The 24,064-nt window shown below is 61.2% G+C and carries 23 protein-coding genes; 7 read left to right on the top strand and 16 right to left on the bottom strand.

Going from position 1 to position 24,064, the window contains the following annotated elements; genetic code table 11:
* Positions 1-28: 28 nt before the first annotated feature.
* Both ACW9IB_RS06855 and ACW9IB_RS06860 read right to left on the bottom strand, forming a co-directional pair.
* Positions 29-439 (bottom strand): HPF/RaiA family ribosome-associated protein, encoded by a 411-nt coding sequence (locus tag ACW9IB_RS06855; protein WP_457367120.1) that lies wholly within the window; start codon positions 437-439, stop codon positions 29-31.
* A 214-nt stretch (positions 440-653) separates the two neighbouring features.
* Entirely contained in the window at positions 654-1,598 is a 945-nt protein-coding gene (locus ACW9IB_RS06860; RefSeq protein WP_457412903.1) for a LysR substrate-binding domain-containing protein, read from the bottom strand.
* A 137-nt stretch (positions 1,599-1,735) separates the two neighbouring features.
* Here ACW9IB_RS06860 and ACW9IB_RS06865 point away from each other — a divergent pair, with 137 nt between their 5' ends.
* From ACW9IB_RS06865 to ACW9IB_RS06875, 3 genes are all read left to right on the top strand, one after another.
* Positions 1,736-3,112: an L-serine ammonia-lyase gene (locus ACW9IB_RS06865; protein ID WP_457367118.1), complete on the top strand. Its 1,377-nt coding sequence runs from the start codon at positions 1,736-1,738 to the stop codon at positions 3,110-3,112.
* Positions 3,113-3,172: 60 nt separating this feature from the next.
* Entirely contained in the window at positions 3,173-4,462 is a 1,290-nt protein-coding gene (locus ACW9IB_RS06870; RefSeq protein ID WP_457412904.1) for a serine/threonine transporter, read from the top strand.
* 277 nt (positions 4,463-4,739) lie between these two features.
* Positions 4,740-5,057, top strand: coding sequence for a DUF3509 domain-containing protein (locus ACW9IB_RS06875; RefSeq protein ID WP_457367116.1), 318 nt, complete (start codon positions 4,740-4,742; stop codon positions 5,055-5,057).
* On the opposite strand, the gene ACW9IB_RS06880 is transcribed toward ACW9IB_RS06875, so the two are convergent.
* Positions 5,054-5,542 carry a phosphate-starvation-inducible protein PsiE gene (locus ACW9IB_RS06880; protein WP_457367115.1) on the bottom strand — a complete coding sequence of 163 codons (489 nt, stop codon included), beginning with the start codon at positions 5,540-5,542 and terminating at the stop codon, positions 5,054-5,056. The two genes, ACW9IB_RS06875 and ACW9IB_RS06880, sit on opposite strands and share 4 nt — an antisense overlap.
* A 273-nt stretch (positions 5,543-5,815) precedes the next feature.
* Here ACW9IB_RS06880 and ACW9IB_RS06885 point away from each other — a divergent pair, with 273 nt between their 5' ends.
* Both ACW9IB_RS06885 and ACW9IB_RS06890 read left to right on the top strand, forming a co-directional pair.
* Positions 5,816-6,076: a YebG family protein gene (locus tag ACW9IB_RS06885; RefSeq protein WP_457367114.1), complete on the top strand. Its 261-nt coding sequence runs from the start codon at positions 5,816-5,818 to the stop codon at positions 6,074-6,076.
* Between the two features lie 157 nt (positions 6,077-6,233).
* A complete protein-coding gene (locus tag ACW9IB_RS06890; RefSeq protein ID WP_457412905.1) occupies positions 6,234-7,541 on the top strand; it encodes an acetamidase/formamidase family protein in 1,308 nt (435 codons plus the stop codon).
* Between the two features lie 4 nt (positions 7,542-7,545).
* Here ACW9IB_RS06890 and ACW9IB_RS06895 read toward each other — a convergent pair whose 3' ends face one another.
* The gene (locus ACW9IB_RS06895) at positions 7,546-8,565 is read right to left on the bottom strand and encodes a Leu/Phe/Val dehydrogenase (protein ID WP_457367112.1); all 1,020 of its coding nucleotides are present in this window, start codon (positions 8,563-8,565) and stop codon (positions 7,546-7,548) included.
* Positions 8,566-8,752: 187 nt separating this feature from the next.
* Between ACW9IB_RS06895 and ACW9IB_RS06900 the strand changes: the two genes are divergently transcribed.
* Positions 8,753-9,556 carry a SirB1 family protein gene (locus ACW9IB_RS06900; RefSeq protein WP_457412907.1) on the top strand — a complete coding sequence of 268 codons (804 nt, stop codon included), beginning with the start codon at positions 8,753-8,755 and terminating at the stop codon, positions 9,554-9,556.
* A gap of 32 nt (positions 9,557-9,588) precedes the next feature.
* Here the strand turns inward: ACW9IB_RS06900 and ACW9IB_RS06905 are convergent, their stop codons facing one another.
* From ACW9IB_RS06905 to hmgA, 4 genes are read right to left on the bottom strand one after another with little or no spacing between them, the layout of a single operon-like run.
* The gene (locus tag ACW9IB_RS06905; protein ID WP_457412908.1) at positions 9,589-10,959 is read right to left on the bottom strand and encodes an MFS transporter; all 1,371 of its coding nucleotides are present in this window, start codon (positions 10,957-10,959) and stop codon (positions 9,589-9,591) included.
* Positions 10,960-10,995: 36 nt separating this feature from the next.
* Positions 10,996-11,637, bottom strand: coding sequence for a maleylacetoacetate isomerase (maiA, locus tag ACW9IB_RS06910; RefSeq protein ID WP_457412909.1), 642 nt, complete (start codon positions 11,635-11,637; stop codon positions 10,996-10,998).
* A gap of 12 nt (positions 11,638-11,649) precedes the next feature.
* Complete coding sequence (fahA, locus tag ACW9IB_RS06915; RefSeq protein WP_457412911.1) at positions 11,650-12,936, bottom strand: fumarylacetoacetase; 1,287 nt, start codon at positions 12,934-12,936, stop codon at positions 11,650-11,652.
* A 2-nt stretch (positions 12,937-12,938) separates the two neighbouring features.
* Positions 12,939-14,222, bottom strand: coding sequence for a homogentisate 1,2-dioxygenase (hmgA, locus tag ACW9IB_RS06920; RefSeq protein ID WP_457412912.1), 1,284 nt, complete (start codon positions 14,220-14,222; stop codon positions 12,939-12,941).
* Positions 14,223-14,342: 120 nt separating this feature from the next.
* On the opposite strand from hmgA, the gene ACW9IB_RS06925 reads away from it, so the two are divergent.
* Positions 14,343-15,122 (top strand): IclR family transcriptional regulator, encoded by a 780-nt coding sequence (locus ACW9IB_RS06925; RefSeq protein ID WP_457412914.1) that lies wholly within the window; start codon positions 14,343-14,345, stop codon positions 15,120-15,122.
* A gap of 1 nt (position 15,123) precedes the next feature.
* Here the strand turns inward: ACW9IB_RS06925 and dacB are convergent, their stop codons facing one another.
* The 8 genes from dacB to ACW9IB_RS06965 form a co-directional block, all read right to left on the bottom strand.
* On the bottom strand, positions 15,124-16,581 hold the full coding sequence (gene dacB / locus ACW9IB_RS06930) for a D-alanyl-D-alanine carboxypeptidase/D-alanyl-D-alanine endopeptidase (RefSeq protein WP_457412915.1): 1,458 nt from the start codon (positions 16,579-16,581) through the stop codon (positions 15,124-15,126).
* 271 nt (positions 16,582-16,852) lie between these two features.
* Positions 16,853-19,267 (bottom strand): TonB-dependent siderophore receptor, encoded by a 2,415-nt coding sequence (locus ACW9IB_RS06935; protein ID WP_457412916.1) that lies wholly within the window; start codon positions 19,265-19,267, stop codon positions 16,853-16,855.
* Between the two features lie 108 nt (positions 19,268-19,375).
* The gene (locus ACW9IB_RS06940; RefSeq protein ID WP_457412918.1) at positions 19,376-20,311 is read right to left on the bottom strand and encodes a glutathione S-transferase family protein; all 936 of its coding nucleotides are present in this window, start codon (positions 20,309-20,311) and stop codon (positions 19,376-19,378) included.
* A 75-nt stretch (positions 20,312-20,386) separates the two neighbouring features.
* A complete protein-coding gene (locus ACW9IB_RS06945) occupies positions 20,387-20,662 on the bottom strand; it encodes a GIY-YIG nuclease family protein (RefSeq protein ID WP_457412919.1) in 276 nt (91 codons plus the stop codon).
* A 37-nt stretch (positions 20,663-20,699) separates the two neighbouring features.
* Entirely contained in the window at positions 20,700-21,170 is a 471-nt protein-coding gene (locus tag ACW9IB_RS06950) for a nuclear transport factor 2 family protein (RefSeq protein WP_457412920.1), read from the bottom strand.
* A 100-nt stretch (positions 21,171-21,270) separates the two neighbouring features.
* Positions 21,271-21,897 (bottom strand): DUF1120 domain-containing protein, encoded by a 627-nt coding sequence (locus tag ACW9IB_RS06955; RefSeq protein ID WP_457412921.1) that lies wholly within the window; start codon positions 21,895-21,897, stop codon positions 21,271-21,273.
* A gap of 229 nt (positions 21,898-22,126) precedes the next feature.
* Positions 22,127-22,762: a response regulator gene (locus ACW9IB_RS06960; RefSeq protein WP_457412922.1), complete on the bottom strand. Its 636-nt coding sequence runs from the start codon at positions 22,760-22,762 to the stop codon at positions 22,127-22,129.
* A 179-nt stretch (positions 22,763-22,941) separates the two neighbouring features.
* Positions 22,942-23,754 (bottom strand): response regulator, encoded by an 813-nt coding sequence (locus ACW9IB_RS06965; protein WP_457412923.1) that lies wholly within the window; start codon positions 23,752-23,754, stop codon positions 22,942-22,944.
* Positions 23,755-24,064 lie beyond the last annotated feature (310 nt).

A 24,064-nucleotide genomic window follows, 5' to 3' on the forward strand; every position in this document is an offset into this window, starting at 1 on the left:
AGGCCCGTCGTGGGGAGAGAAAGAACAGTCAGCTATTCAGCGCCGCGTTCTCGTTTTCCAGAAATTCCTCTTCAAGCGCATCATCGTTCACGGTGTTGGCCGAGCGATTTTTCGCGGCAGCGCGGGGCTTGCCTTGCAGTTTGCCGAACAGATGCTCCAGCGCATGTTCCAGCTTGGTGGCCGCACCGTCGATCGCCTGTTCCAGGGTATCGGCCTTGTGCAATACCGACAGCGGTTGATGGCCTTTTGGCCGCGCTTCCAGGCGGCAACTCAAATCATGGGGGCCCGGCTTGTCACCGTTCTCATCCCGCAGGTAGACCTCCACTCGGGTCAGATCTTCTTCGTAGCGTTCGAGCGTGCTCTCAATGGTCGTACGTACCCACTCCTCCAGTCGGATGCTGCTTTCAATATGGTTATCGCTATTGACTTGGATTTGCATAGTTCTTCCCTTATTTCAGCTAGCTCGCGGGAGGTCACAACTGCAACACCGGTGTGGTGAAACCATGACCTCTTGATTACAAGATTGAGCAGTCAGAAGAACAATTCAACCCCTTAGCAAAGATAAATCGCACATTACAAATTAAGTCTGACTACAAGCAAAAACGCTGGTAGGGTGGGGAGTTAGTTACATCTTCTTACGCCAGCCTTTCTCATCATTGCCCCTCTCCCAAGGGGTGCAATTCGCGAAAAATCCCGGCTTCTTCCACCAGCCAATCATGCACCGCCCGCACACCCGGATGGCTCAGCGCGCCCGGTGCGTAGAGCAGCACATAGCGCTTGTAATTGGGCACGGCAAGGCCAAAGGGGACGATCAAGGTGCCGCGCTCCAGCTCATCGTTGAGCAGGGTGCGTCGAGCGATGGCCACGCCCATGCCGGCGATGGCCGCCTCGATGGTCAGGTGGTTGCGGTTGAAGGTGTGCCCGCGCCGCACATCGGCGTCGTGGCAGCCGATGGCATTCAGGTAGAACTCCCACTCGGCGTACTCATAACTCCCACGCCAGGCGGTGATGTCGTGCAGCAGCGGAAAGTGCACCAGGTCGGCCGGCCCGTGCAACGGTGGGCGCCCGCGCAGCAGGCTTGGCGCGCACACCGGAAAGATCTGCTCGTCCAGCAGCGCTGTGGATAACAAGCCCGGGTAGCTGCCGTCGTTGAGGTCGATGGCCAGGTCGAAGTCGCCTTCATGCAGGGCGATGCTGCTGTCTTCGGCCACCATGCGCAACTGAATGTCCGGAAAACGTTGCTGCAACCGCGGCAGGCGCGGGGTCAGCCACTTGCCGAGAAACGACGGGATCGAACGCAAGCGCAAGGTTCCGCTGATCATCCCCGCATCCAGGCGCTGCAATTCAGCGTCGATACTGCCATAGGCCTCCCCCACTGTTTTTGCCAGCCGCTGGCCTTCGGCGCTGAGCTCCACGCCCCGGGCCCGTCGATGAAACAAACGAAACCCCAGACGCTCCTCCAATTGACGAATCTGCTGGCTCACCGCCCCCGGGGTGATGTGCAGTTCTTCGGCACAGCGGGTGAACGACAAATGCCGCGCCGCACAGGAAAAAACATGCAGCCAGACATACGTCTGGCCATGGAGAGGCCGCGTCATAGGGTTTAGTCCTGCTAAAGGGTGTCTTAGGATAATTCGTTGGTCAGTGCCGTTCCAGAGGCTCAGTATCGCGCCAATTCCGCTCGTCCTACAAAACATGGCAGCGATTTTTACTCCATTGCTTGTAAGGCTTTAGCATGGCTATCAGTGTTTTCGATCTATTCAAAGTGGGCATTGGTCCATCCAGTTCCCATACCGTCGGCCCCATGCGGGCGGCGGCGACCTTCGCCCAGGCCCTGACCGACCAACAATTGCTCAGCGAAACCCGCCGCGTCGAAGTGCGTTTGTACGGTTCACTGTCTGCCACCGGTGTCGGTCACGCTACCGATCGCGCCTGTGTCATGGGCCTGATGGGCGAATGGCCGGATCAGGTCGACCCCACCTCGATCAATCCGCGCATTCAGCAACTGCGTGAATCCGGTCGGCTATTGCTCGCCGGCCGGCAGGACATTGCCTTCAACTGGCAGCGCGACCTCCTGCTGCTGGACGAGAGCCTGCCCTACCATCCCAACGCCATGTCCCTGCACGCCTACGGCGACAACGGCCTGTTGAGCGAACAGACCTATTACTCGGTGGGCGGCGGTTTCATCATCGATGCCGCCGAGGCTGAGTCTGGGGCTGCACCGTCCGGCACCGTGCAGTTGCCTTATGACTTTTCCAGCGCCGCCGAGCTGCTGACCCTCTGCAACAAGCACGGCCTGCGGGTTTCAGAGCTGATGATGGCCAACGAGCGCGCGTGGCGCAGCGACGAACAGATCCGCAGCGGCCTGTTGCATATTTGGTCAGTAATGCGCGCCTGCGTGGAACAAGGCCTGCGCGATGAAGGCATCTTGCCAGGTGGCCTGGATGTGCCACGGCGCGCGGCGAAACTGCACCGCAGCCTGCTGGAAATCGGCAAGCCGAATGTCATCACCTCGACCCTGTCGGCCATGGAATGGGTCAACCTGTTCGCCCTCGCCGTCAACGAAGAAAATGCGGCCGGCGGGCGCATGGTCACCGCGCCGACCAATGGCGCGGCAGGAATCATTCCGGCGGTGCTGCACTACTACATGAAGTTCAACAGCGATGCGTCTGACGACGACGTGGTCAATTTTTTTCTGGCCGCTGCCGCAGTCGGCATTCTCTGCAAGAAAAACGCTTCGATCTCCGGCGCCGAAGTCGGCTGCCAAGGCGAAGTCGGTTCGGCCTGCGCCATGGCCGCCGCCGGCCTGGCGGACGTGCTGGGGGCCACCCCAGAGCAACTGGAAAACGCCGCCGAAATCGGCCTGGAACACAACCTCGGCCTGACCTGCGACCCGGTGGGCGGCCTGGTGCAAGTGCCGTGCATCGAGCGCAACGCCATCGCTGCCGTCAAGGCAATCAACGCCACGCAGATGGCCCTGCGCGGTGATGGCAAACACTTCATCTCCCTCGACCGGGTGATCCGCACCATGCGCGATACCGGCGCCGACATGCATGACAAATACAAAGAAACTTCACGGGGCGGCCTGGCCGTGAGCTGGGTGGAATGCTGAGGAGCATTTCCTGACCGCCCCAACGTGAGCCCGCGCAAAAATAATAACGAGGCAATAACGATGACCGATGTACGTACACCGGCAGCTGAAAATCCGGCTGCCACCGCCACCACCGTGACGTCCGGCTGGACCCGACACGACACCACCTGGATGCTCGGCCTCTACGGCACGGCCATTGGCGCCGGCACCCTGTTCCTGCCGATCAACGCCGGCGTCGGTGGCTTCTGGCCGCTGATCATCCTGGCGCTGCTGGCCTTTCCGATGACCTTCTTCGCCCAACGTGGGCTGACGCGCTTTGTGTTGTCGGGCAAATCCGGCGATATCACCGAAGTGGTCGAAGAACACTTCGGCGTGGGCGCGGGCAAGCTGATCACCCTGCTCTACTTCTTTGCGATCTTCCCGATCCTGCTGGTGTACAGCGTGGCCTTGACCAACACCCTGGGCAGTTTCATGCAACACCAACTGCACATGACACCGCCGCCCCGCGCCGTATTGTCACTGGTGCTGATCCTCGGCCTGATGGCCATCGTACGCTGCGGCCAGGGGGTGATCGTCAAAGCCATGAGCGTGCTGGTATACCCGTTCGTCGCCGCCCTGCTGTTGCTGGCATTCAGCCTGATCCCCAACTGGAACGGCGCGTTCTTCGCCTCTGCCGCTGAGGGCATGCCGCTGCCGGTGTTCTTCAAGACCTTGTGGCTGGCGATCCCGGTGATGGTGTTCTCGTTCAACCATTCGCCGATCATCTCCGCGTTCGCGGTCGATCAGAAACGCGTATACGGCCCCCAGGCCGAACGCAAAAGCAGCGGCATTCTCGCCACCGCACACGGCATGATGGTGCTGACCGTGATGTTCTTCTGCTTCAGCTGTGTACTGGCGCTATCGCCGGCTGACCTGGCCGCCGCCAAGGCGCAGAACATTTCGATCCTGTCGTACCTGGCCAACCACTTCCAGACGCCGGTCATCGCCTACGCCGCGCCCTTGATCGCGCTGGTGGCCATTACCAAATCCTTCCTCGGCCACTACATCGGAGCCAGCGAAGGCTTCCAGGGTCTGATCGTCAAATCCCTGCGCAGCCGCCAGCGCACGCTGTCGTCGAAATGGCTGGAACGCTGCACCGCACTGTTCATGGTGCTCACCTGCTGGGCCGTGGCCACGTTCAACCCGAGCATCCTGGGCATGATCGAAACCCTGGGCGGACCGGTCATCGCCTGCCTGCTGTTCCTGATGCCGATGTACGCGATCCGCCGCGTGCCATCCCTGCGCCAGTATTCGGGCCAGGTGTCGAATGTGTTTGTGGTGGTGATCGGGTTGATTGCGCTGTCTGCGATCGTTTTTTCCGTGTTGCCCTGAAACAACGCACAAGCCGCAAGAACAGCACTGAATCGATGTGGGAGCGGGCTTGCTCGCGAAAGCGGTGTTTCAGCTAATAAATACTTGGCTGAAGGACCGCATTCGCGGGCAAGCCCGCTCCCACATTGGCACCTCACCGCCAGGGAGCGCTCTAGACGGCACGGCCCTTGCTGTAGCGCTTGGGAGGGAAACGGACTTTGGCCGGTGGTCAGGCAACGCGAACTAATCCCGACATCGGTCGTCAATGACTGCAGGTTCTTATCAGGCGGTACGCACCATGGACAATCCTTTTCAGATCATCACCGACACCTTTACCCCCGACTACCGCGTCAACCTGAGCATCCAACGGCTCGACGGCAGCATCATGCTCACCCTCTCCAATGAGGACGGCGTGGTGGCCAAACGCATGATCAGCGCCGAGCAGCGCAACGACCCGCAGCGGCTCAAGCGCCTGGTACAAAGCATCCAATTCGGCATTGCCATCGAGCAGGGCCACAGTGCCCTGGACATTCTGGCCGTGATGACGGAGGGCGACAGCCACAAACTCTTGCAGCCGCCAGCCTCCCGCACCTTGCCCTTCAGCGTCGGGCTTTAAAGCTCGCCCTTCTCGGTTTCCAGGCTCGCCTCGCCCTTGCGACGCGGGCCTTCGACCTTCACCGACGGAAACGCCGACGACGCATAGCGCACCACCAGAATCGAGAACGCCAACAGCAGAATCCCGCCGCACAGGTAGATGATGCCCAGGTCCGGCGGGTTGTGGTGGGACACGTTGGAGATCAGCAGACGTGTGAGTGCGGTGATCGCCACGTAGATCAGGAAGCGCACCGGCATGTGGTTGGTCTTGAAGTAAATCCCGACCATCGCCCCCAGTTCCAGGTAGATGAACAGCAGCAGGATGTCATCGATCTTGATGTGCCCATTCTCCAGCATCCCCAGGAATTCCATCACGGCCGCCCAGGCGGTCACCGCACCAATGGCGAACAGCGCCAGGTAGTGGAACGACTCGACGAACAGGTTACCCAGGGACTCGGCCAGTTCATGCACGTTCTGGCGCAGCCTTTCGGCCCAGTTGATTTTCACGATGATGCTTCCTTAGGTCGACTCGACCGGATAATGCGGGTTGGACGTGACGGTTGTTCTGCATGCAGAAAAAAGGCCAGAGGCCGATATAGGATGATGGCGGCGTGACATGAGGCACGCCGAACCGCCATTTAGCGGCTACATTAAAAAACTGCTACCCAAACCCCGGTGGTTTGGCTTAACCTTTTAGCTGTATATAAATACAGTATTGGCAACACCCGAACACAAGGGCAACTCCCCTTCACTACTGCACCCTGATGACGAGGCCAAAAAATGGCTGTTGAAACCCTGTATCGCAGTACCCGCGACTTGGAGACTACATTCGTGGATCGCAAACTTGCCGACGCACACGACCAGATGCTTGAACTGGCAGAGTCTCTGATGGACGTCCTGTTGAAAAACGTCGAAGGCTTGACTGAAAAACAGGCAGAAGATGCCGGTATTTTCATGGCCAAGAACCGCGCAGCGTTCGCGGCGGCGTTCAAGAACAACGCCGCCGCACTGGCGGAAATCGGTCAGCCCGAAGCCGAGTAAGGGGGCCATGCCCCCTTGTTTTCCCCCTTTATGTACCACTGTGTATAGGCGCACCGGCGCGACATATTGAGGATACAAATCACCTGTCTACTGGGTCGGCATCCACCTTTCATTGCGAAAGGCAAATGCGCAAACACCTCGGACCCGGAGAACAAGAATGCATACCTCAGCACCGGTTGATCGCCTGCACGTCAACACCTATACCAATGGCCTCATCGGCCCAAGCCAGAAGATGCTCGGCCCGCTCGCCGACGGCGGCACGCTGGTTACCGGGACACCGCCTGGCTGCTGGGGCCCGATGATCACGCCGGCGTTCGAAGGCGGCCATGAAGTGACACAACCCGTCTTCATCGACGGTGCCGAAGTCGGTGATTCCGTCGCCCTGAAAATCAAGCGCATGCGCGTGACGTCCCAGGCCACATCCTCCGGCGTGATGAGCTTTGTCGAAGGGCGTTATCACGGCGATCCCTTTGTCGCCAAGTTCTGCTCCAACTGTGGGCAGGAACACCCCGCCAGTCATGTCGAAGGCATCGGCGCCGACGCCATTCGCTGCAATGCCTGCGGTGCGGAAGTCAGCGCGTTTCGTTTCAGCCATGGCTACGTCATCGTGCTCGACGACGAGCACCAGGTGAGCCTGACCGTGAACCAGGCCGTGGCCGATCGCCTGGCCGGTCGGGCGCCCGAAATCGCGGCGCTGCCGGAACTGTCCGCACAGCACTCCATTCTGTCCCTGGCCCGCGCCGATATCCCTGGGCTGGCCGCCCATATGCGGCCCTTCCTCGGCAATATTGGCACCACGCCTTCGCGCGACCTGCCGGACTCCCACAACTGCGCCGACTTTGGCCAGTACCTGGTCGGCGCCCCCCACCGCTACGGCATGACGCATGAGCAATTGCATGCGGCAAAGACCGATGGGCATATGGACACCAATTCGGTACGTGAGGGTTGCGTGCTGATCTGCCCGGTGAAAGTGCCGGGCGCCGGCGTTTACATGGGCGATATGCACGCCCAGCAAGGCAATGGCGAGATTGCCGGGCACGCCACCGATGTCTCCGGGGAAACCGAACTCACCGCCCACGTGATCAAGGGCCTGAGCCTCGAAGGCCCGATCCTGCTGCAAAATCTCGATGACCTGCCGCCCATGGCACGCCCGATGACCGCCGAGCAACGGCAACACGTCAAGGCATTGGGCGAGCGCTGGGGGCAGGTCGAAATCGAAGAGAATGGGCCCATTACCTTTATCGGCAGCGGCGCCAACCTCAACCTTGCCACGGACAACGGCCTGGAACGCGCCGCTGCGGTAACCGGGTTGTCCCTGGATGAAGTGCGCAACCGCGCCACGCTCAACGGCTCGATTGAAATCAGCCGATTGCCGGGGACGGTCCGCGTCACGATCCTGTGCCCTATGCATATCCTTGACCGCATCGGGCTGGGCTCACTGGTACGCGAGAAGTACCAGCTCTGACACTTCAGCGGTACAGCAAGCGCTCGGCCAGCTCGTCCGCCACCCGTGCGGGCGAGCGTTTTTCCGCCTGGGCGTGGGCAAAGATTTCCGTCAGGCGTGAACCGATATTCGACAGGTGGGCGGTGATGGTCGCCAGCTCAGCGCCGCCATGCTTGAGCGCCACGTAGATCAAACCACCGGAATTGATCACGTAGTCAGGCGCATAGAGGATGCCCCGGCCCTCCAACTGATCGGCGACTTGCAGGTTGGTCAATTGCGCACTGGCAGAGCCAGCCACGGCGGCACAACGCAGTTGACCGACGCTGTGGCGATTGAACACGGCGCCGAGCCCGCAGGGCGCAAGGATATCGCAAGGTGTGCTGAGCAGGGCGTCGTTGGCGATAGGGTGTGCGCCCAGTTGCTCCATGGCCAGTTGAACCTTGCCATGGTCGATGTCGCTGACCAGCAGCTCGGCACCCGCCGCATGCAATTGTTCGGCAAGGGCGTAACCGACATTGCCCAGCCCCTGGACTGCCACACGCAACCCTTCAAGGTTATCGCTGCCCAAACGCGCCATGGCCGTGGTGCGAATGCCGGTGAACACCCCCATCGCCGCATGGGGCGAGGGGTCGCCGGCGGCGGTGGTGCTGGTGACGAAACGGGTTTGTTGGGCGATGCAGTCCATGTCGGCAACTGAAGTGCCACTGTCGATCGCGGTAATGAAGCGGCCATCGAGCTGTTCGATGCAACGACCAAACGCCTCGAACAAGGCCGCGCGGCTTTCCACATGGGCCGGTCGCAGGATCACCGCCGTTCCGCCGCCCACCGGCAGACCCGCCAGGGCCGCTTTGTAGCTCATGCCCCGGGCCAGGCGCGCGGCATCGGCCACGGCACTTTCGTCGTCGGGGTAGGAAAGGTAGCGACAACCGCCCAGCGCGGGGCCCAGGCGGCTGTTGTGGATGGCTATGACCGCCTTCAGCCCGGTTACCGGGTCGATGCTCAAGTGCAGCGATTCAAGGCGGGTGCTGTGCATGAGAGCGAACATCGTCAAGCTCCCGAATCACTTCTGGTAGAGGCCCAAGTATAGGCTTGCGGCAGAAAACTGCCGGAGCGCGCTGGAATAAGCCGTGCGGTTTCGCGGGCGCGGCGACATAAGAGAGTGGGAAACTTCTCAAGGTGCTGGACGAAAATTCACGGCAAGGCTAAAACGGGGGCATCCGCCGGAGAACGCAATGAATCCCCGCACAGCCTTTCTCGCCTGCCTGGAACGCTCCCCCCCTGCGCTGTTCGAAGCGGCGCTGTGGATTGCCGCCGAGCATGACCCGGCGGTGCAGCCCTTGGCGATCCTGCAGGATTTCACCGCACTGCAACAGCAGGTCAGCCTGGGGATGCCCATGCTGCCGGCGGATGAACTCGGCCAACCCTTGCTGCGCCGCATGAATGACCTGGGTTTTGCCCAGGACGACTTCACTCCGCTGCGCCCCGCCGCCGCGCTGCTGGACAAGGTATTGCAGCGCAAGCGCGGGCAGCCCCTGGCCATGGGCCTGATCGCCCTGGAGCTGGCGCGCCGCCTGAACATTCCCATGGTGGGCGTGAACTTCCCCGGCCACTTCCTGTTGCGGGTGCCCAGTGCCGATCACTTGCTGGACCCTTGCGGCGGGCGGCGCCTGTATCCCAACGATTGTCGCGAGCTGCTGCAACGCCAATACGGTCCCAACCTCAAGTTACAGGCCGACCACCTGCACACCGCCGACCCGCGCGCGATCCTGCAGCGCTTGTCGCGCAACCTGCGGCAACTGCACCTGTCCAACGACGCCCCGCTGGATGCCCTGATCGACGCCGAGCGCGTACTGGAACTGGGCAACGCCAGCGCCGCCGATTACCTGGCCCGGGCCAGCCTGTACCAGCGCCTGGACTGCCCCAATGCCGAGCGGTTCGATCTGGAGCATGCGCTACTGCTCAGCGAAGACCCGATCCAGCGTCTGCGCCTGACCGAACGCTTGGGGCACCTTCCGCCCAACAGCGTTGTGCACTGACAAGCCAGCTCCCACATTTAATCGGCAGTGAATCAGTGATGTGACGGCGCCTTGAGAATATCCCCATGCAACGGGCTTTTCGGTGGCTCACTCCCCGGCGAGCGCACCTGGATGATCAGCAACGCCGCCATCACCGCCGGAATCGCGCAGAAGAAGAAAATCTGCGCCACCGGAATATGCATCGCCAGCAGCAAACTGCCGAACAACGGCCCCAGGATGGATCCGAACCGCCCCACACCCAGCGCCCAGCCCGTTCCCGTGGCACGCACGTGGGCCGGGTAGAAGTTGCTGGCAAACGCGTTAAGGGTCAGTTGACCACCAATGATGCAAAACCCGGCGGCAAACACACAGGCCACCAGATAGCGCGGGTTGTCATGGTTCAGCCCCAGCAGAATCGTGCACACCGCCGCCGCAGCCAACACACCGGACAGTAGCCGCACCTTGCTTTTCAGTCGGTCGGCAAACCAGGCCATGCCGATGGCGCCCAGGGTGCCGGCGAACAGGAACATCGAGGTCACCAGGTTAGCTTCCTTGAGCACCAGGCCACTTTCCAGCAACAGTGACGGCAGCCAGCTGATCATGAAATACAGCAGGATCAGGCTGACAAAAAAGGTCGACCAGATAAGCAGCGTGGGACGCGCGTAGCCATTGCGAAACAGCTCCAGCACCGTCAGTTTGCTGCCCTGGGCCTGACGTGTGTCTTGCTCCGTCGCCAGCGGCGGCTGCCAACCCGGCAGCACCTGCGCCGTGACCGCTTGCAACCGGCGATACGGCGGCGCGTCGCGCAGCAGGCGCGGAAGGGATTCGGGCAACAGCCACACCAGGAACGGAAACAGCAGCAAGGGCGTCACGCCGCCGGCCAGGAACACCGCCTGCCAACCGAAGCCCTCGATAAACCCGGCAGCCACAAAGCCCCCCGCCGCACCACCGAATGAAAACCCGCAGGCCGCCAGCGTCACCATCAGGGTACGCAAGCGTGGCGGCGAATAGTCCGACATCAATGCCATGGCACTGGGCATCGCACCGCCCATGCCGATGCCACAGATAAAGCGCGCCGCCATCAAAGTGCCGAGCGAGTTGGCGAACACCATCAACACCGTGAGGGTGGCGTAGATCAGCACGCAACCCAGCAGGATGCGCCGCACACCAAAACGGTCCGCCAGGGGCGTCACCAACAGCGAGCCCAGGGTCAGTCCCAACAGGTTGGCGCTGAACACCGGACCGAACGCGGCCTTTTCCAGCGCCCAATCCTTGGCCAGTGCTGGCACCACATAGCCCAGCACCTGGGCGTCATAACCATCGGTGACCAGCAGCAAGGCCAGCAACAGAAGAATCAACCACTGGTAACGCGACACCGGGCGGGCGTCGAGTGCCGCACGAAAGCTGGCAATCTGATTGTGCATCGCAAGAACCTGCTTTTATTTTTATGAACCAAAACGTCAGGCAGCCGGGGTATCCGGCTGGTTGGCAGGGTGTGCCTGCACGAACGCCGGGTGCTGTGCTGCCAGCGCCGCGACGCGCCCGATGCGCGGGTAGGCCGCCAGCGGCACCTTGAAGCGTTCGGCGGCGTACAACTGAGGAATCAGGAACACATCGGCCATCCCGGGCTGTTCGCCAAAACAAAAACCCGTGTCGCCGATCAATTGCTCCACCGCCCCCAGGCCCTGACTGACCCAGTGGCCGATCCATTCCTGTAGCTGTGCCTCGTCATGTCCCCATTGGCGCAACAGGTTCTGAGTACTGGAGTTATGCAGTGGGTGGATATCGCAGCCGATGATCGACGCCACCGCACGCTCATGGGCACGGGTCGCCAGGTCTTTTGAAAGCAGCGGTGCCTGGGGATAACACTCTTCCAGGTATTCGATGATCGCCGGTGACTGAATCAGCAACTCGCCGTCATCGGTGCGCAAGGCGGGAACACGGCCCTGGGGGTTGATCGCCAGGTAGGCCGGCTGCCGGTTGGCCCCGCCCGCCGGCACCAACAGGTTGACCGGCACGGCCGTGGCATCCAGCCCCTTAAGCGCCAACGCAATGCGCACCCGGTATGACGAAGTGGAGCGGTAGTAGGTGTAGAGTTCCATCGCCCTGCCCTCTTAGCGCGCCGCGATCACAGTGCCCCGGCATTCGCCGAAGCCGATGGAGGCAAAGCCTTCGCGACTGCAACGCGCCCGTAGGATGATTTCGTCACCGTCCTCGAGGAACTTGCGCACCTCGCCGGACGGCAGCTCGACCGCTTTCTTGCCACCCTCGGTCATTTCCAGCAGGCTGCCGAGCTGACCCGCCTGCGGCCCGGACAACGTGCCCGAACCGAACAGATCACCCGCTTGCAACTGGCAACCGTTGACGCTGTGGTGCGCCACCAATTGCGCGACCGTCCAGTACATGTGCAGGCTGTTGCTCAAGGCCAGGCGATGGGCCGGCAGGTTCTGTTCACGCATGGCGGCGGTGGTCAGCAGGACTTCCAATTCAATATCCAGCGCACCGGCGGCCTGATCCCGCTTGTCCAGCAAGTACGACAATGGCTGCGGGTCGCCTTCCGGCCTTGCCGGCTGCGCCTTGCGGAACGGCTCCAGCGCCTCGACGGTCACCACCCACGGAGAAATGGTGGTGATGAAACTCTTGGACAGGAACGGCCCCAGCGGCTGGTATTCCCAAGCCTGGATGTCCCGTGCCGACCAGTCGTTGAGCAGGCAGAAACCCGCGATATGGTCCGCCGCGTCGCCAATGGCGATCGAGTCGCCCATGGCATTGCCCTGGCCGATCCAGATACCCAGTTCCAGTTCGTAGTCGAGCCGCGCGCAGGGGCCGAAGGTGGGTTCGGTTTGTCCAGCTGGCAGAGTCTGGCCTTTGGGTCGGCGCACGTCGGTGCCCGAGGTGCGAATGGTTGACGCACGGCCGTGGTAGCCAATCGGCACGTACTTGTAGTTGGGCAGCAATGGGTTGTCGGGGCGGAACAGTTTGCCCACGTTTTGCGCATGTTCGATGCCGACGTAGAAATCGGTGTAGTCATTGATCCGCGCCGGTACGTGCATCTGGCAATCGGCGGCACGGTGCAACACCTGGGCCTCACGGGTTTGCAGCTTGCTGCCTTCAGCCAGCAGCTCCAGCAGGCGTTCGCGCAAGGCCACACGCGGGCCACGGCCCAGTTCGAAAAACCCGTTCAATTGGCCACCGGCGGTCGCCTCGACGGCGCGGCGGGCTTCCCCCTGGAATTCATCGAGGGCGGCGTGCAGATCCAGGATCGCATCACCAATCGCCACGCCCGCGCGCGGCGCCGAGCCATTGATGCTGAACACGCCCAGCGGCAGGTTCTGCAGGGGAAAGTCCGAATGACCATTGGCGGAAGCTACCCAACTGCGGGTAAGGGTGGGCTGAGTCATGGTTATCTCCGGTTCGGGTTGAAGGTGACGGGCAGCGAGGCCCAGCACGCGTCGTAAGTGTTTTGCCGTTGCGGGCATTCCAGGGCGAACTGGGTGGGACGCAGCACTTGGCTGGTCTCGAACATGAACGCCATGGTGCTATCGATCTTGTGGGGCGCCAGTTCCGCGTTGATGGCTTTGGTGCAGGTCTCGCCGTCCGGGCCGTGGGCGCTCATGCAACTGTGCAGCGACGCGCCGCCGGGCAGAAAACCCTCGGCCTTGGCGTCGTAGGCGCCGTGGATCAGGCCCATGTATTCGTTCATCAGGTTGCGGTGGAACCACGGTGGGCGGAAGGTGTTTTCAGCCACCATCCAGCGCGGCGGGAAGATCACGAAGTCGAGGTTGGCCAGGCCGTGGGTGCTGGTGGGCGAGGTCAGTACGGTGAAGATCGACGGGTCCGGATGGTCGAAACTTACCGTGCCGATGGTGTTGAAGCGGCGCAGGTCGTACTTGTACGGCACGTTGTTGCCATGCCACGCCACCACGTTGAGCGGCGAATGATCCAGCTCGCAGGCCCACAGCTCACCGAGGAACTTCTGCACCAGCGTGGTCGGCTTTTGCAGGTCTTCGTAGTGGGCCACCGGGGTGAGGAAGTCTCGCGGGTTGGCCAGGCCGTTGCTGCCGATGGGCCCCAGGTCGGGCAGGCGCAACGGCGCACCGTGGTTTTCCGCGACATACCCGCGCACTTGGGCGTCCAGCAGTTCGACGCGGAATTTAAGACCCCGCGGCAGCACGACGATGTCCAGCGGCTCCACCTCCAGCACGCCCAGCTCGGTGGCGATACGCAGACGGCCTTGCTCGGGAACGATCAACAGTTCGCCATCGGCATTGAAAAACACCCGCTCCATGGAGCGGTTGGCGCGGTAGTGATGAATGCTGATGCCTGAAGGTTTTTCCGACCCGGAATTAGCAACCATCCCTACGAGCCCATCGATGAAGTCTGTCGGCTCGCTCGGAACATCCAACGGGTTCCAGCGCAGGCGATTGGGCGTCACCGGGCCCAATGGGCCACCGGACAATTGCCGTTCAAGCTTGACGAACGCCGGGTGATTGGCCGACGGCTGAATGCGGTACAGCCAGGTACGCCGGGCTTCGCTGCGCGGCATGGTGAAGGCCGTACCGGAGAACAGTTCGGTGTACAGACCGTAAGGGGCTTTTTGCGGGGAGTTCTGGCCGACGGGCAGCGCACCGGGCAGCGCCTCGCTGGCGAATTCATTGCCGAAGCCGGACAGGTATTCGAGGGTCATGGATCATCCTCAGCTCGGAAGTTGTTTTTATCGTAATCCAGTTACGCATAACGTAATTTGATCACTCTCGACCGTCAAGCTATAAAGACGCCCACTTATCTCTCGGATTCTCGCCCTTCCATGGAAAAGCCCCGCGACACCGGTAAACAGAAAGTCCGCTCGGCCGAAGTGGGCACCGACATTCTCAAGGCGTTGGCCGAGCTGTCGCCAGCGACCTCGCTGTCGCGCCTGGCCGACCACGTGCAGATGCCGGCAAGCAAGGTGCACCGCTACCTGCAAGCGTTGATTGCCTCGGGGTTTGCCGAACAGGACACCGCCACCAACCATTACGGCCTGGGCCGCGAAGCGTTGCGCGTGGGCCTGGCGGCGCTGGGCAGCATGGATGTGTTGAAAGTCGGCGCGATGCCCTTGGCGGAGTTGCGCGATGAATTGAATGAAACCTGCTTCCTGGCGGTGTGGGGCAACCAGGGCGCGACCGTGGTGCAGATCGAACCGGCGGTGCGCGCCGTCACGGTGGTCACGCAGTTGGGCTCGGTACTGCCACTGCTCAGCTCCTCCACCGGACTGGTGTTCAGCGCCTACCTGCCCGCCCGGGAAACCGTGGAATTGCGCGAGCGCGAGGTCCAGGCCGGACTCGCTCACGCCCTGGCGGACGACCAGGCCTACGCCACTGCGTGCGAGCAGATCCGCCGCCGTGGCCTGCATTTTGTGCATGGTTTGCTGATGCCGGGGGTGGATGCGCTCTCAGCGCCAGTGTTCAATGCCATCGGCCAGGTGGCGGCGGTAATGACCGTGGTCGGCCCGACCTCGCTGTTCCACGCCGACGAAGACGGCCCGGCGGCGCAGCGTTTGCTGGCCGCCACCCGCGCCGTGAGCTGGCGCATGGGCTATCAGCCCTGAGCTAGTCGTGCCATTGGGTCAGGGCCAGCGCCACACGATTCTCCAGCGCGCGGACCGGCGCGGCATCGCTGAGGTAGTTATTGCTCACCATCGAGAACACCAGGCGTCGCCCGCTGGCGTCGGTGATATAGCCGCTCAACGACGACACGCCGGCCATGGAACCGGTCTTGGCGTGCAGGTTGTTTTCCGCCGCTGTGCCACGCAGGCGGTAGCGCAGGCTGCCACCGGTCATGCGGTCAGGGTTACCGGCGATCGGTAAAGCGTTGTACCAGGCGTCAAACCACGGCTGCCGGGACGTGGCCAGCAGCAAATCGGTAAGGGTTTGCGACGACACCAGGTTGCGCCGCGACAAGCCTGAGCCATCGACCTGACTGAGCGTCATCGGGTCCAGGCCCTGGCGCCGCATGAAATCCGCCACTGCCGCGACACCGGCTTGTGCTGTCCCTGCATTGGACACCTTGCGGCCCATGGCCTTGAGCAAGACCTCGGACATGCTGTTGTTCGATAGTTTGAGCAGCGGCGTGATCAACGTTTGCAGCGGTGCCGAGCGATGCTCGGCCAACACCGTGGCCGTCGCCGGGCTGGCGCCGCCGATCACCCGACGGCCCAGCACCTTGATCCCCTGCTGCGCCAACGCCTGTTCGAACAGGTTCGCCACCAGTTGCGTCGGCTCCCACACACTCACCCATTGCCGGTTCTGCTTGCCCGGCGCCAATGCCCCGCTGAGTTGCAGCAGGTTGGTGCCGTGCTGGCGGGTGATCGCATAGCTGTTGCCGGGGCCGCTGACGGCGCGGTTGTTGAGTTGCACATAATCGGTGGACGGGCTCACCACCACGCTCACCGGCTGCCCCACCATGACCGGCGCCTTCGCCGTTACCTGCAAAGTGCCGGCATCGAAGTCCGTATTGGGCGACACGGTCAGCGCGGAAATCTGCGCACCATAGTAGGTGCTTTCGTCGTCTTGCGACCAGTCCACACCCAGCCGTTCGCCGTCGAACCAGGTGTCATCGAACACCAGATCGCCCTGCACCTGCCGCACGCCCTGGCTCGCCAGTTGCGCGGCCAAGGCCTGGTAATCGGCGAACTGCAAGGTCGGGTCGCCCAGGCCGCGCAGGTACAGGTTGCCGGCCAGAACCTCACCTTGCTGGCGGCCGTTGCTCAGCAACTGGGTGGAAAAACGATAATCAGGGCCCAACACCTCCATCGCCGCCGCAGTCGTCAGCAACTTGAGATTGGAGGCAGGGATCAACCGCGTGCGCGGATTGTGTTGATACAACGTACTGCCGCTGTGGGCATCGCGCACCGTCAGCGAGACCGTAGCGCCATTGAGCGCCGGGTCAGTCAGCAAGTGCTCCAGGGTTGCCGAGGTGGAGGTCGGTGAAACGCTGGCACAGCCCCCCAGTAAAAAACTCAAGCCCGCCAGCATCGCGCTGGCATGCATCCATCTTCCCAACTGCATCAGTACCGTTTTCCGCAAAACCTTCAGTGGCGGCCACGCTAACAGCTCCACCCCTTTGTGGCGAGCGGGCAAGCCTGCTCACCACAAAAGCACCAGCACAAACAAAGCTCTCTGTAGTGAGCGGGCTTGCCGAATCGTCGTACCGCCCGCGCCGGGGCGCGAAGCGCCCCCAATAACGGCTCCGCGATTCAACCGCAAAACCGCAGCGGCAGGTCTTGGGGCCGCTGCGCAGCCCAGCGCAGGGCAAGCCTGCTCACTACAATAAGTACCGTTAGAACGTGAGGGTGCTGGACACCGACACCTGCCGCGCATCACCGATGGAAACGAACTGCGTATTCACCGATGAGGTGTAGTAAGTGCGGTCGAACAGGTTCTTCACATTCAGCTGGAACTTGACCTTTTGCCCATCGATTTTGGTGTCGTAAGTAGCGAACGCATCGGCCACGGTGTAGCTCGGCAGCTCAAAGCTGTTGGCCGCGTCTCCTGCCCGCTCGCCCACATACCGCGCCCCCGCGCCGACCCGCAGTTGGTCGCCGCCCAGAATGCTGCCGACGTCATACACCGCCGACAGCGAACCGGTATTTTTTGCCACGTTCTGCAGGCGATTGCCTTTGAAGGCGGGGTCTTGCGTCACCTCGGCGTCGGTGTAGGCATAGCTGCCGATCAGGCTCCATTTGTCGGTCAATTGCCCGCTGGCGTCCAGTTCCAGACCACGGGAGCGCACCTTGCCGGCAACGCTGTAGACCGAGGCCAGTCCATCACCGACCTGCACCAGCACGTTGCGCTTCTCGATGTCGAAGAGGGCCGCGCTCGCCGTGATGCGCCCCGGCAGGTCGAACTTGCTGCCCAGCTCCCAGGCCTTGGATTGTTCCGGCTCGAGACTGCCGTCGAGTACGCTTTTGTTCGCCAGCGGTGCAATGGTGGAGTTGGGTTTGAACGACTCCGTGTAGCTGCCGTAGAACGACAGCTCATCGGTATAGCGATACACCAGCCCCGCGCGCGGCACCCATTTCTGGCCGTTGCCGTCAGTGTTGGCGGTGAACGGTACGCCCTTGCCGGCATATTGGTCGTACATCTGGTAGCGCGCGCCGCCCACCAGAATCCACTGGTCGTTCAAATGAATCGCATCCTGGAAGAACAGCGAATCACTGCGCAACAGGTCGGTCTGATTGCTGTCCGGGGCGCTGACATTGGTGCCCGCCACCTCGTTGCCATACACCGGGTTGTTGTAGTTGAAGACACCGCGCGGCGCCTGGCGAATCAGGTCGGCCCGGTAGATTTTGCGGTACTCGTCGTCCAGACCGAACACCAGGTCGTGTTGCATGCCCGCGAGGTTGACCTTGCCCTCAAGGCTCGTGGTGGCGAAACGGTCAGTGGTCAGCGCGCCCTGGGTACCGTCCATGCTGCGGGTGAGGGTGCCGTTGGTGTTGACCTTGACCACCCGCACCTGGCTGGCATCGTACGTCTCACGGTTCCAGCTGTAGCCGAAGTGGGCTTTCCAGTCATCGTTCAAGTCGTGGTCGACTTCGAGACGATACAGGTCGGAACGGCCCTCCATGTTGTTGAACGGCTCATCCAGGCGACGGGTCGCGGGGATGTTCAGCGGGTGATTGGTCTTGGGGTCGATGGCGGTGCCCCGGTCGAACGGCGAGAGAAATTCGCGGTGTTCGTAGGCGAAAACCACTTTGGTGGTATCGCCGTACCAGGCCAGGGAAGGTGCGATCAGGCTCTCGCGGTGGGTGCCATAGTTGCGCCAGTAGTCTTCATCTTCATGATCGACGATCAGGCGATACGCCAGGCCGCTGTCACCGATAGGCCCGGTGGTGTCGAGGTTGCCGCCGCTGCCGTTCTTGCCGTCACCGAAGGTCGAGCCACGCGCCGTGAGCGAGGTGGACTGCACCAGTTCGGGCTTTTTACTGACGATGTTGATGACGCCGCCCGGGTCCTGGATACCGTACAACAACGAGGCCGGCCCCTTGAGCACTTCGACGCGCTCAGCCGTGGAATTCAACGCCCGACCCTGCACGATGGGCATGCCGTCCTGCATGATCGAACCGTTACGGTTATCGCCAAAGCCGCGCAGCATCACCGCGTCCTGGGTGCTGCCGAGGGTGTTGGCCTGGGTGATGCCGCTGATATTGCCCAGGGCGTCATCCAGGTTGCGCGGTTGTTGATCGCGCAGCACTTGGGCGGGCACCACGTTGACGGTTTGCGGGGTTTCCAGCAGCAAGCCGTGGGAACGCATGACCGAGCTGGTAGGCGGCGGCTGGTAGCTGGTGGTGTCTTGCGTCGGGTTGGCGCCGCTGATGGTGGTGGCGCCCAGGTTGACGGCACCGTCGGTGGGCACCGGCTCCAGGGCCAGGGTGCGGGCGTCGATCTGGCGGAAGGTGAAGCCCGAATTGCCGAGCAGGCGTTGCAAAGCCTGGGTTGCGCTCATCTGCCCGCTGACCGCCGGGGCGCTCAAGCCGTACGGTGCTTCATCGGTGTAGATCACGCTGATCCCGGTCACCCGGCTGAACTCGCTCAATGCCTGGGGCAGCGGCTTGGCTGCCAGGGCGAAGGTGAACTGGGCACTTTGCTGCTCCTGCGCCCGCGCCACGCTCAAGGGCAGCAACGCCAGCCCCGATACCGCCAATACCGAGGCTCCCAGCCACTGTTTAACCCAACCGCCCGCCGTCGACTTCATGCTCTGAGAACCCGTGTAGAAAACGCTGTTAATGCGAATTGATCGCAGTTTCAAGCACTACACGGATGGGCCGACGGTTTACCTCACCTTTCTTTGCAAAATATTTTTTCATTGCGCCTGGAGGCGAAAACCCAGACGCGGGAAGTGCACATGCACGGTGCCGGCGCGCTCGTCACTGCGACGCAGGATCAGCTCCTCACGGCCGGCAAACAGCAACTCGCCAACCACCGGATCGGTGCCGTAGTCAGTGGCGCAAATAGCCACCTGCTGACCCGCCTTGAAGCCGTTCAAGTCCTCAAAGGCTTCATCGGGCAACACCGCCGGGCTGGCAAGACGAGCCACTTCCAGGGCCTGCTCGGCGCTCATCGACGTCGAGGTGCCATGGCCTAACCCCAACACCCGGTCCAGCCAGGCAGCGACCACCGGATAAGCATCCACCAGGGGCGCAGTCACGGCGGTGCCCTTGAGAAACCACAAAGGATGGGCCAGGGCGAAGTCGGCGATGGACGGTTCGCCAAACAGGAAATCCCCCGCCTGATGGCGCAATTGCTGCTCGATGCGACTGATGATCGCCGGCCATTGATGCCTGGCCTGGTCCAGTTGCAGGCGACTCGCCGTCCCCCCACTGAACAGCTTGGTGCGGTCAGCCACCAGTGCCTGGATCATTTCCGGCGGCACCTTGGCAAATTTCACCGCCAAAGATTCAGGCTGGAACACCAGTGCGACGGCATGGGAAAACACCAGCGTGTCCGCCCAGGCGGCGAAACCCTGGGCCACCAGTGCCTGGCCTTGGGGAAACAGCGTCGGGCCGGCTTTCTCTTGTTCAAGGCGACGGGCAATCAGCGCAGTGTCGCAGTAGATATCGGCGCCTACCTGCAACACCGGCGTCTTGCGATAGCCACCCGTCAACGCCGTGAGGTCAGGCTTGGGCAACATCGGCGGGATGTGCACGGAGTGCCAGGACAGGCCTTTGAAGCCCAGCAACAGGCGGGCTTTTTCAGCGAAAGGGGATTGCGGGTAGTGGTGCAGGATCAACTCGGACATGCCAGGCTCCGCTTGAGAAGTGAGCCGCCAGCTTAGCCTGCAAAAACGCCCGTGGGTGTAATTGAAACCCATCAGTCAAATTGATGAGCCGGTTGCCGCCAGGCACTCCTTGGCGCTCTTCTTGAGCTTCTTGATCAGGCGTTCCTGACGCAACGCCTCGCCCTTGCTCGCGCACTGCTCGGTGTACACCAGCGCCACCGCCGGGCTGGACAGGAAAAACCGCGCGCCCTTGCCGCTCTGGTGCATGGCAAACCGGCGCACCGGGTCATTGCTGATGCCGCAGTACAGTGAGCCATTGGCGGCGCGTACCAGGTAGACAAACCAGGGTTTGGGTTCAGAAGTGTGAGTCACGGGTCGAGCCGGCAAAACCAGAAGAGCACCCAGCTTATCAACGACTGGCCTGGAATGCCTTCAAACCACGCAGGGCTTGGGTGCGCACGGCGTTTTTCACCAGCGGTGTCCAACCCAGCAACAAACCTTTGGTGCCCAGCGCCTGACGCGACCAGCGCCACAGATCGAAGCTGTCATGGTGTTCGCAGATCTTGCCGTCGCGAAACACGAAGCGCGCCTGGATATCGTTGACCACCGTGTTGCCAGTGGCACTGAACAGGTAAGTCGCGACCCAATGCGCGCCGCCGCTGCGCTCATCGCTGCGCACATTGTCGAAGGTCAGGGAAAAGTCCTTGGCGCGGGTGGTGAGCATGCGCCACATGTCACCGGCATCACGCCCGCGCAGCTCACCGAAAGCCGGGTCACTGAAGACCACGTCGTCGGTGTAGCAGGCCGCCATGGCTTCGGCATCAAGGCGCTGGAACGCTTCATAGAAACGGGTGATCAGGGTGGTGTGGGCATCACTCATGGGCAAGCTCCGCGAAATCGTTATGTGTGCTGCACGATAATCTGCAGTGGCGGGGAAAGCCATGGCCATTCGCCACGGGAATGAGTGATGCCAACTCGGCTTACAGGTACACGACGCTGAAACTGAGGTGACCATCCAGTTCAATTTCTTCGTCAAGCGGCAATGTATTTTTGTCGCTGATTAACGGCAGAACGACGACATCCGTCTGCAGGGTTTTCACGGCGAGCGGGAATAGATTGCTACCGCTCCCGCCGCCCAGGGTTCGCATCCAGCCGGGTTGCCAACCTGCACCGTCCACCGACATCCACCCCATCCCAAGGTCGCTGGTCTCGATCATGAAGCCTGAAACACCGTCACCGGTTTCGTTTTGGGTCAGCAGGTCATAGCCGCCGATGCGCTTACCTGAGGTCGACAGCCCCAGCCCGAAGTGACCTCCTGAAGCAGTACCGGTACGGTTATCGGTAGTTTTGATTGCCATCAATGTCTGCGCGTCGCACACGACGGTCAACTGCACCCTCGCTTCGGGAAGCTTGGTGAAGCCCGATGGGTTCAGATCCTGGACGGAGATCTTCCCGTAATCCACCACCCCACCGCCGGGCAGCGATGGCGTGCAGGCTGCCGGAGTGATCACTCCCTTGACCGTCAGATCGATACTGGAAACGGCGAACGTATGGGACGCGCCAGCCAAGGCAGATGCCAAAACGACAGTTTTAATCAGCAACTTCATAACAATGCTCTCTTTTGATCGATTATTTAATTGAAACAGTCGACGCACTTTTACTGCGTCGCCCTCTCAACCATCGATTCGATTAACAGACCAGGGACATCATGTTCAAGCCATACAATCAACGAGAACACCCCAATAATCTAGAGCAACCAACACTCAACTAACATACAAGTAATACGAACACAAAAACTCAAGTAATTACTCTAACAAAGTCTTCCACCAGGCATCATCAAGGCACCATCCCGACATCCCGAGCATACGCGAACAAATCAACATCGGTCGTAATGCACAACCGATGCATCGCGGTACTCTTCTGCTTACTGATCGTCGAAATACTGCGATTAACCCGCGCAGCAATCTGGCTGACGGTCATACCGCTGGCGAGCATGCGCACGACTTCCTGTTCCTTGCCGGAGAGTGTCGGCGTCTGGGTCGGTTGCGAACCACACACCTGGTCCAATTGCACACGCAGGCACTCACTGACAAATTGTCGGCCCTGCACCACGGCATTCAGCGCCTGGGGCAGCTCCCTGGCGGAGGCACTCTTGGCGATCACGCCTCGCGCGCCGTGGCTGAACGCTGCGCGCAGCGTAGCGACATTGGCAAACATGGTCACCAGCACAACCGGTAACGCCGGGTACTTTCGGTTCAACAAACCCAACAGGCCGTACCCATCGGCCTGCTGATTTCCCGGCATGGCGAAGTCGGTCACTATCACGTCGCAGGGTATACGGCTGACCAACGCCAACAATTGATCGGGTCCGTCGGCTTCACCGACCACTTTGCACTTGCCACTTGCCTCAATCACCACTTTTTGCCCAACACGAACAATGGGGTGATCGTCAGCAATAATGATGCGGATCATTGTTTTTTCCATGATGGCAGTTTGAGACTGGCAAAATACCCCGATCGCTTTTCTGCAACAACAGGTAATAACTCGTCATTAAGCGCGCCACCCCGTATTTAAAGCACCTCGAACTAATACCTACACAATTAAGAGAAATGGAATACAGAAAAGTACTACACCACAAAGTATGTGTTCCTTCAAAGCTGCGTAAGATAATTCAGGTACCGCTCGACATCGTGACAGAACGCTCTCAATGCCGGTGTATTGATTGCCACACCGTTTACCTGCACCCGTTTGATCAGGTCCACCGCCCTCGCATCCAGGCCAGTCGCCCCCAAAAACGCGACACTGCCCACTAACCGGTGCAAACGTTGGGCAGCCATAGTCGCGTCCTGAGTGGCCTGCGCGCGAGCCAGCACGGCGAGGTCCGCATCGGCCTCCTGAACCAGACTCAGCAACAGCGGCTCCACAACCTCCCACGTACCAAACGCCTCGATCAAACTGACGCGACTGGGCACAGTGACACCGGGCAAAGCCGCCGCCCCTGCGGGTAACCCCGCCGAAGGCAAGGGCCTCGGCGACGCCAGCCAGTAGCACAGCACTTCACGCAACTGGGCAAACCCTATGGGTTTGATCAGCCAGCCGTCCATTCCACAGGCCACACACTGGCGGATTTCTTCCGGCCCCAGGCCGCCTGTCAGCCCCAGGACAACCAGGGGAAGCCGCCCCTGGGCCTGCTCACGCACTCGCAGTTCGCGAGTCAGGGCGTATCCGTCCATCACCGGCATGCGGCAGTCACTGATCATCAGGTCGAAACACTCGGTAGTCAGCCGTTGCAGAGCCTCTTGACCATTGCAACAACACTGATAAGCGACGCCGAGTCGTTCCAGCAGCGAACCCAGCAGAAAACGATAGGCTGGGTGGTCATCCACTACCAGAACATGCGCCTGAGACACATCGGCATCAGAAAAAGAATCGCTCGAATCGCGTGCAGAAAACTGACCAGGCATGGCGCCCTCGAAAGGGGCGATCAGTTCGCCCGGACTTTTCGCAACTAAACAATGACCCCGATCCTTATAAAGGGATCCGGGCAATCAAAGATCGCGAAAAATATCCGAATACATAGCCGTCAGCGATACAACAACTACGACAACACCCAATAAAACCTATTAACCCAACAGCCCCGCCCCCTTCTGTCATTGCCACCCTGTCATTCGTATTAGTTGCATTTCCCGCCCTGTATCCCGGCGATAAATTCTCCCCCGCTTTCCCTGTAACGGCGCGTGCCCTCAATAAACATAAAACCCTGGGCAACTTCAC

The sequence above is a fragment of the Pseudomonas sp. SDO524_S393 genome, from assembly GCF_054071875.1.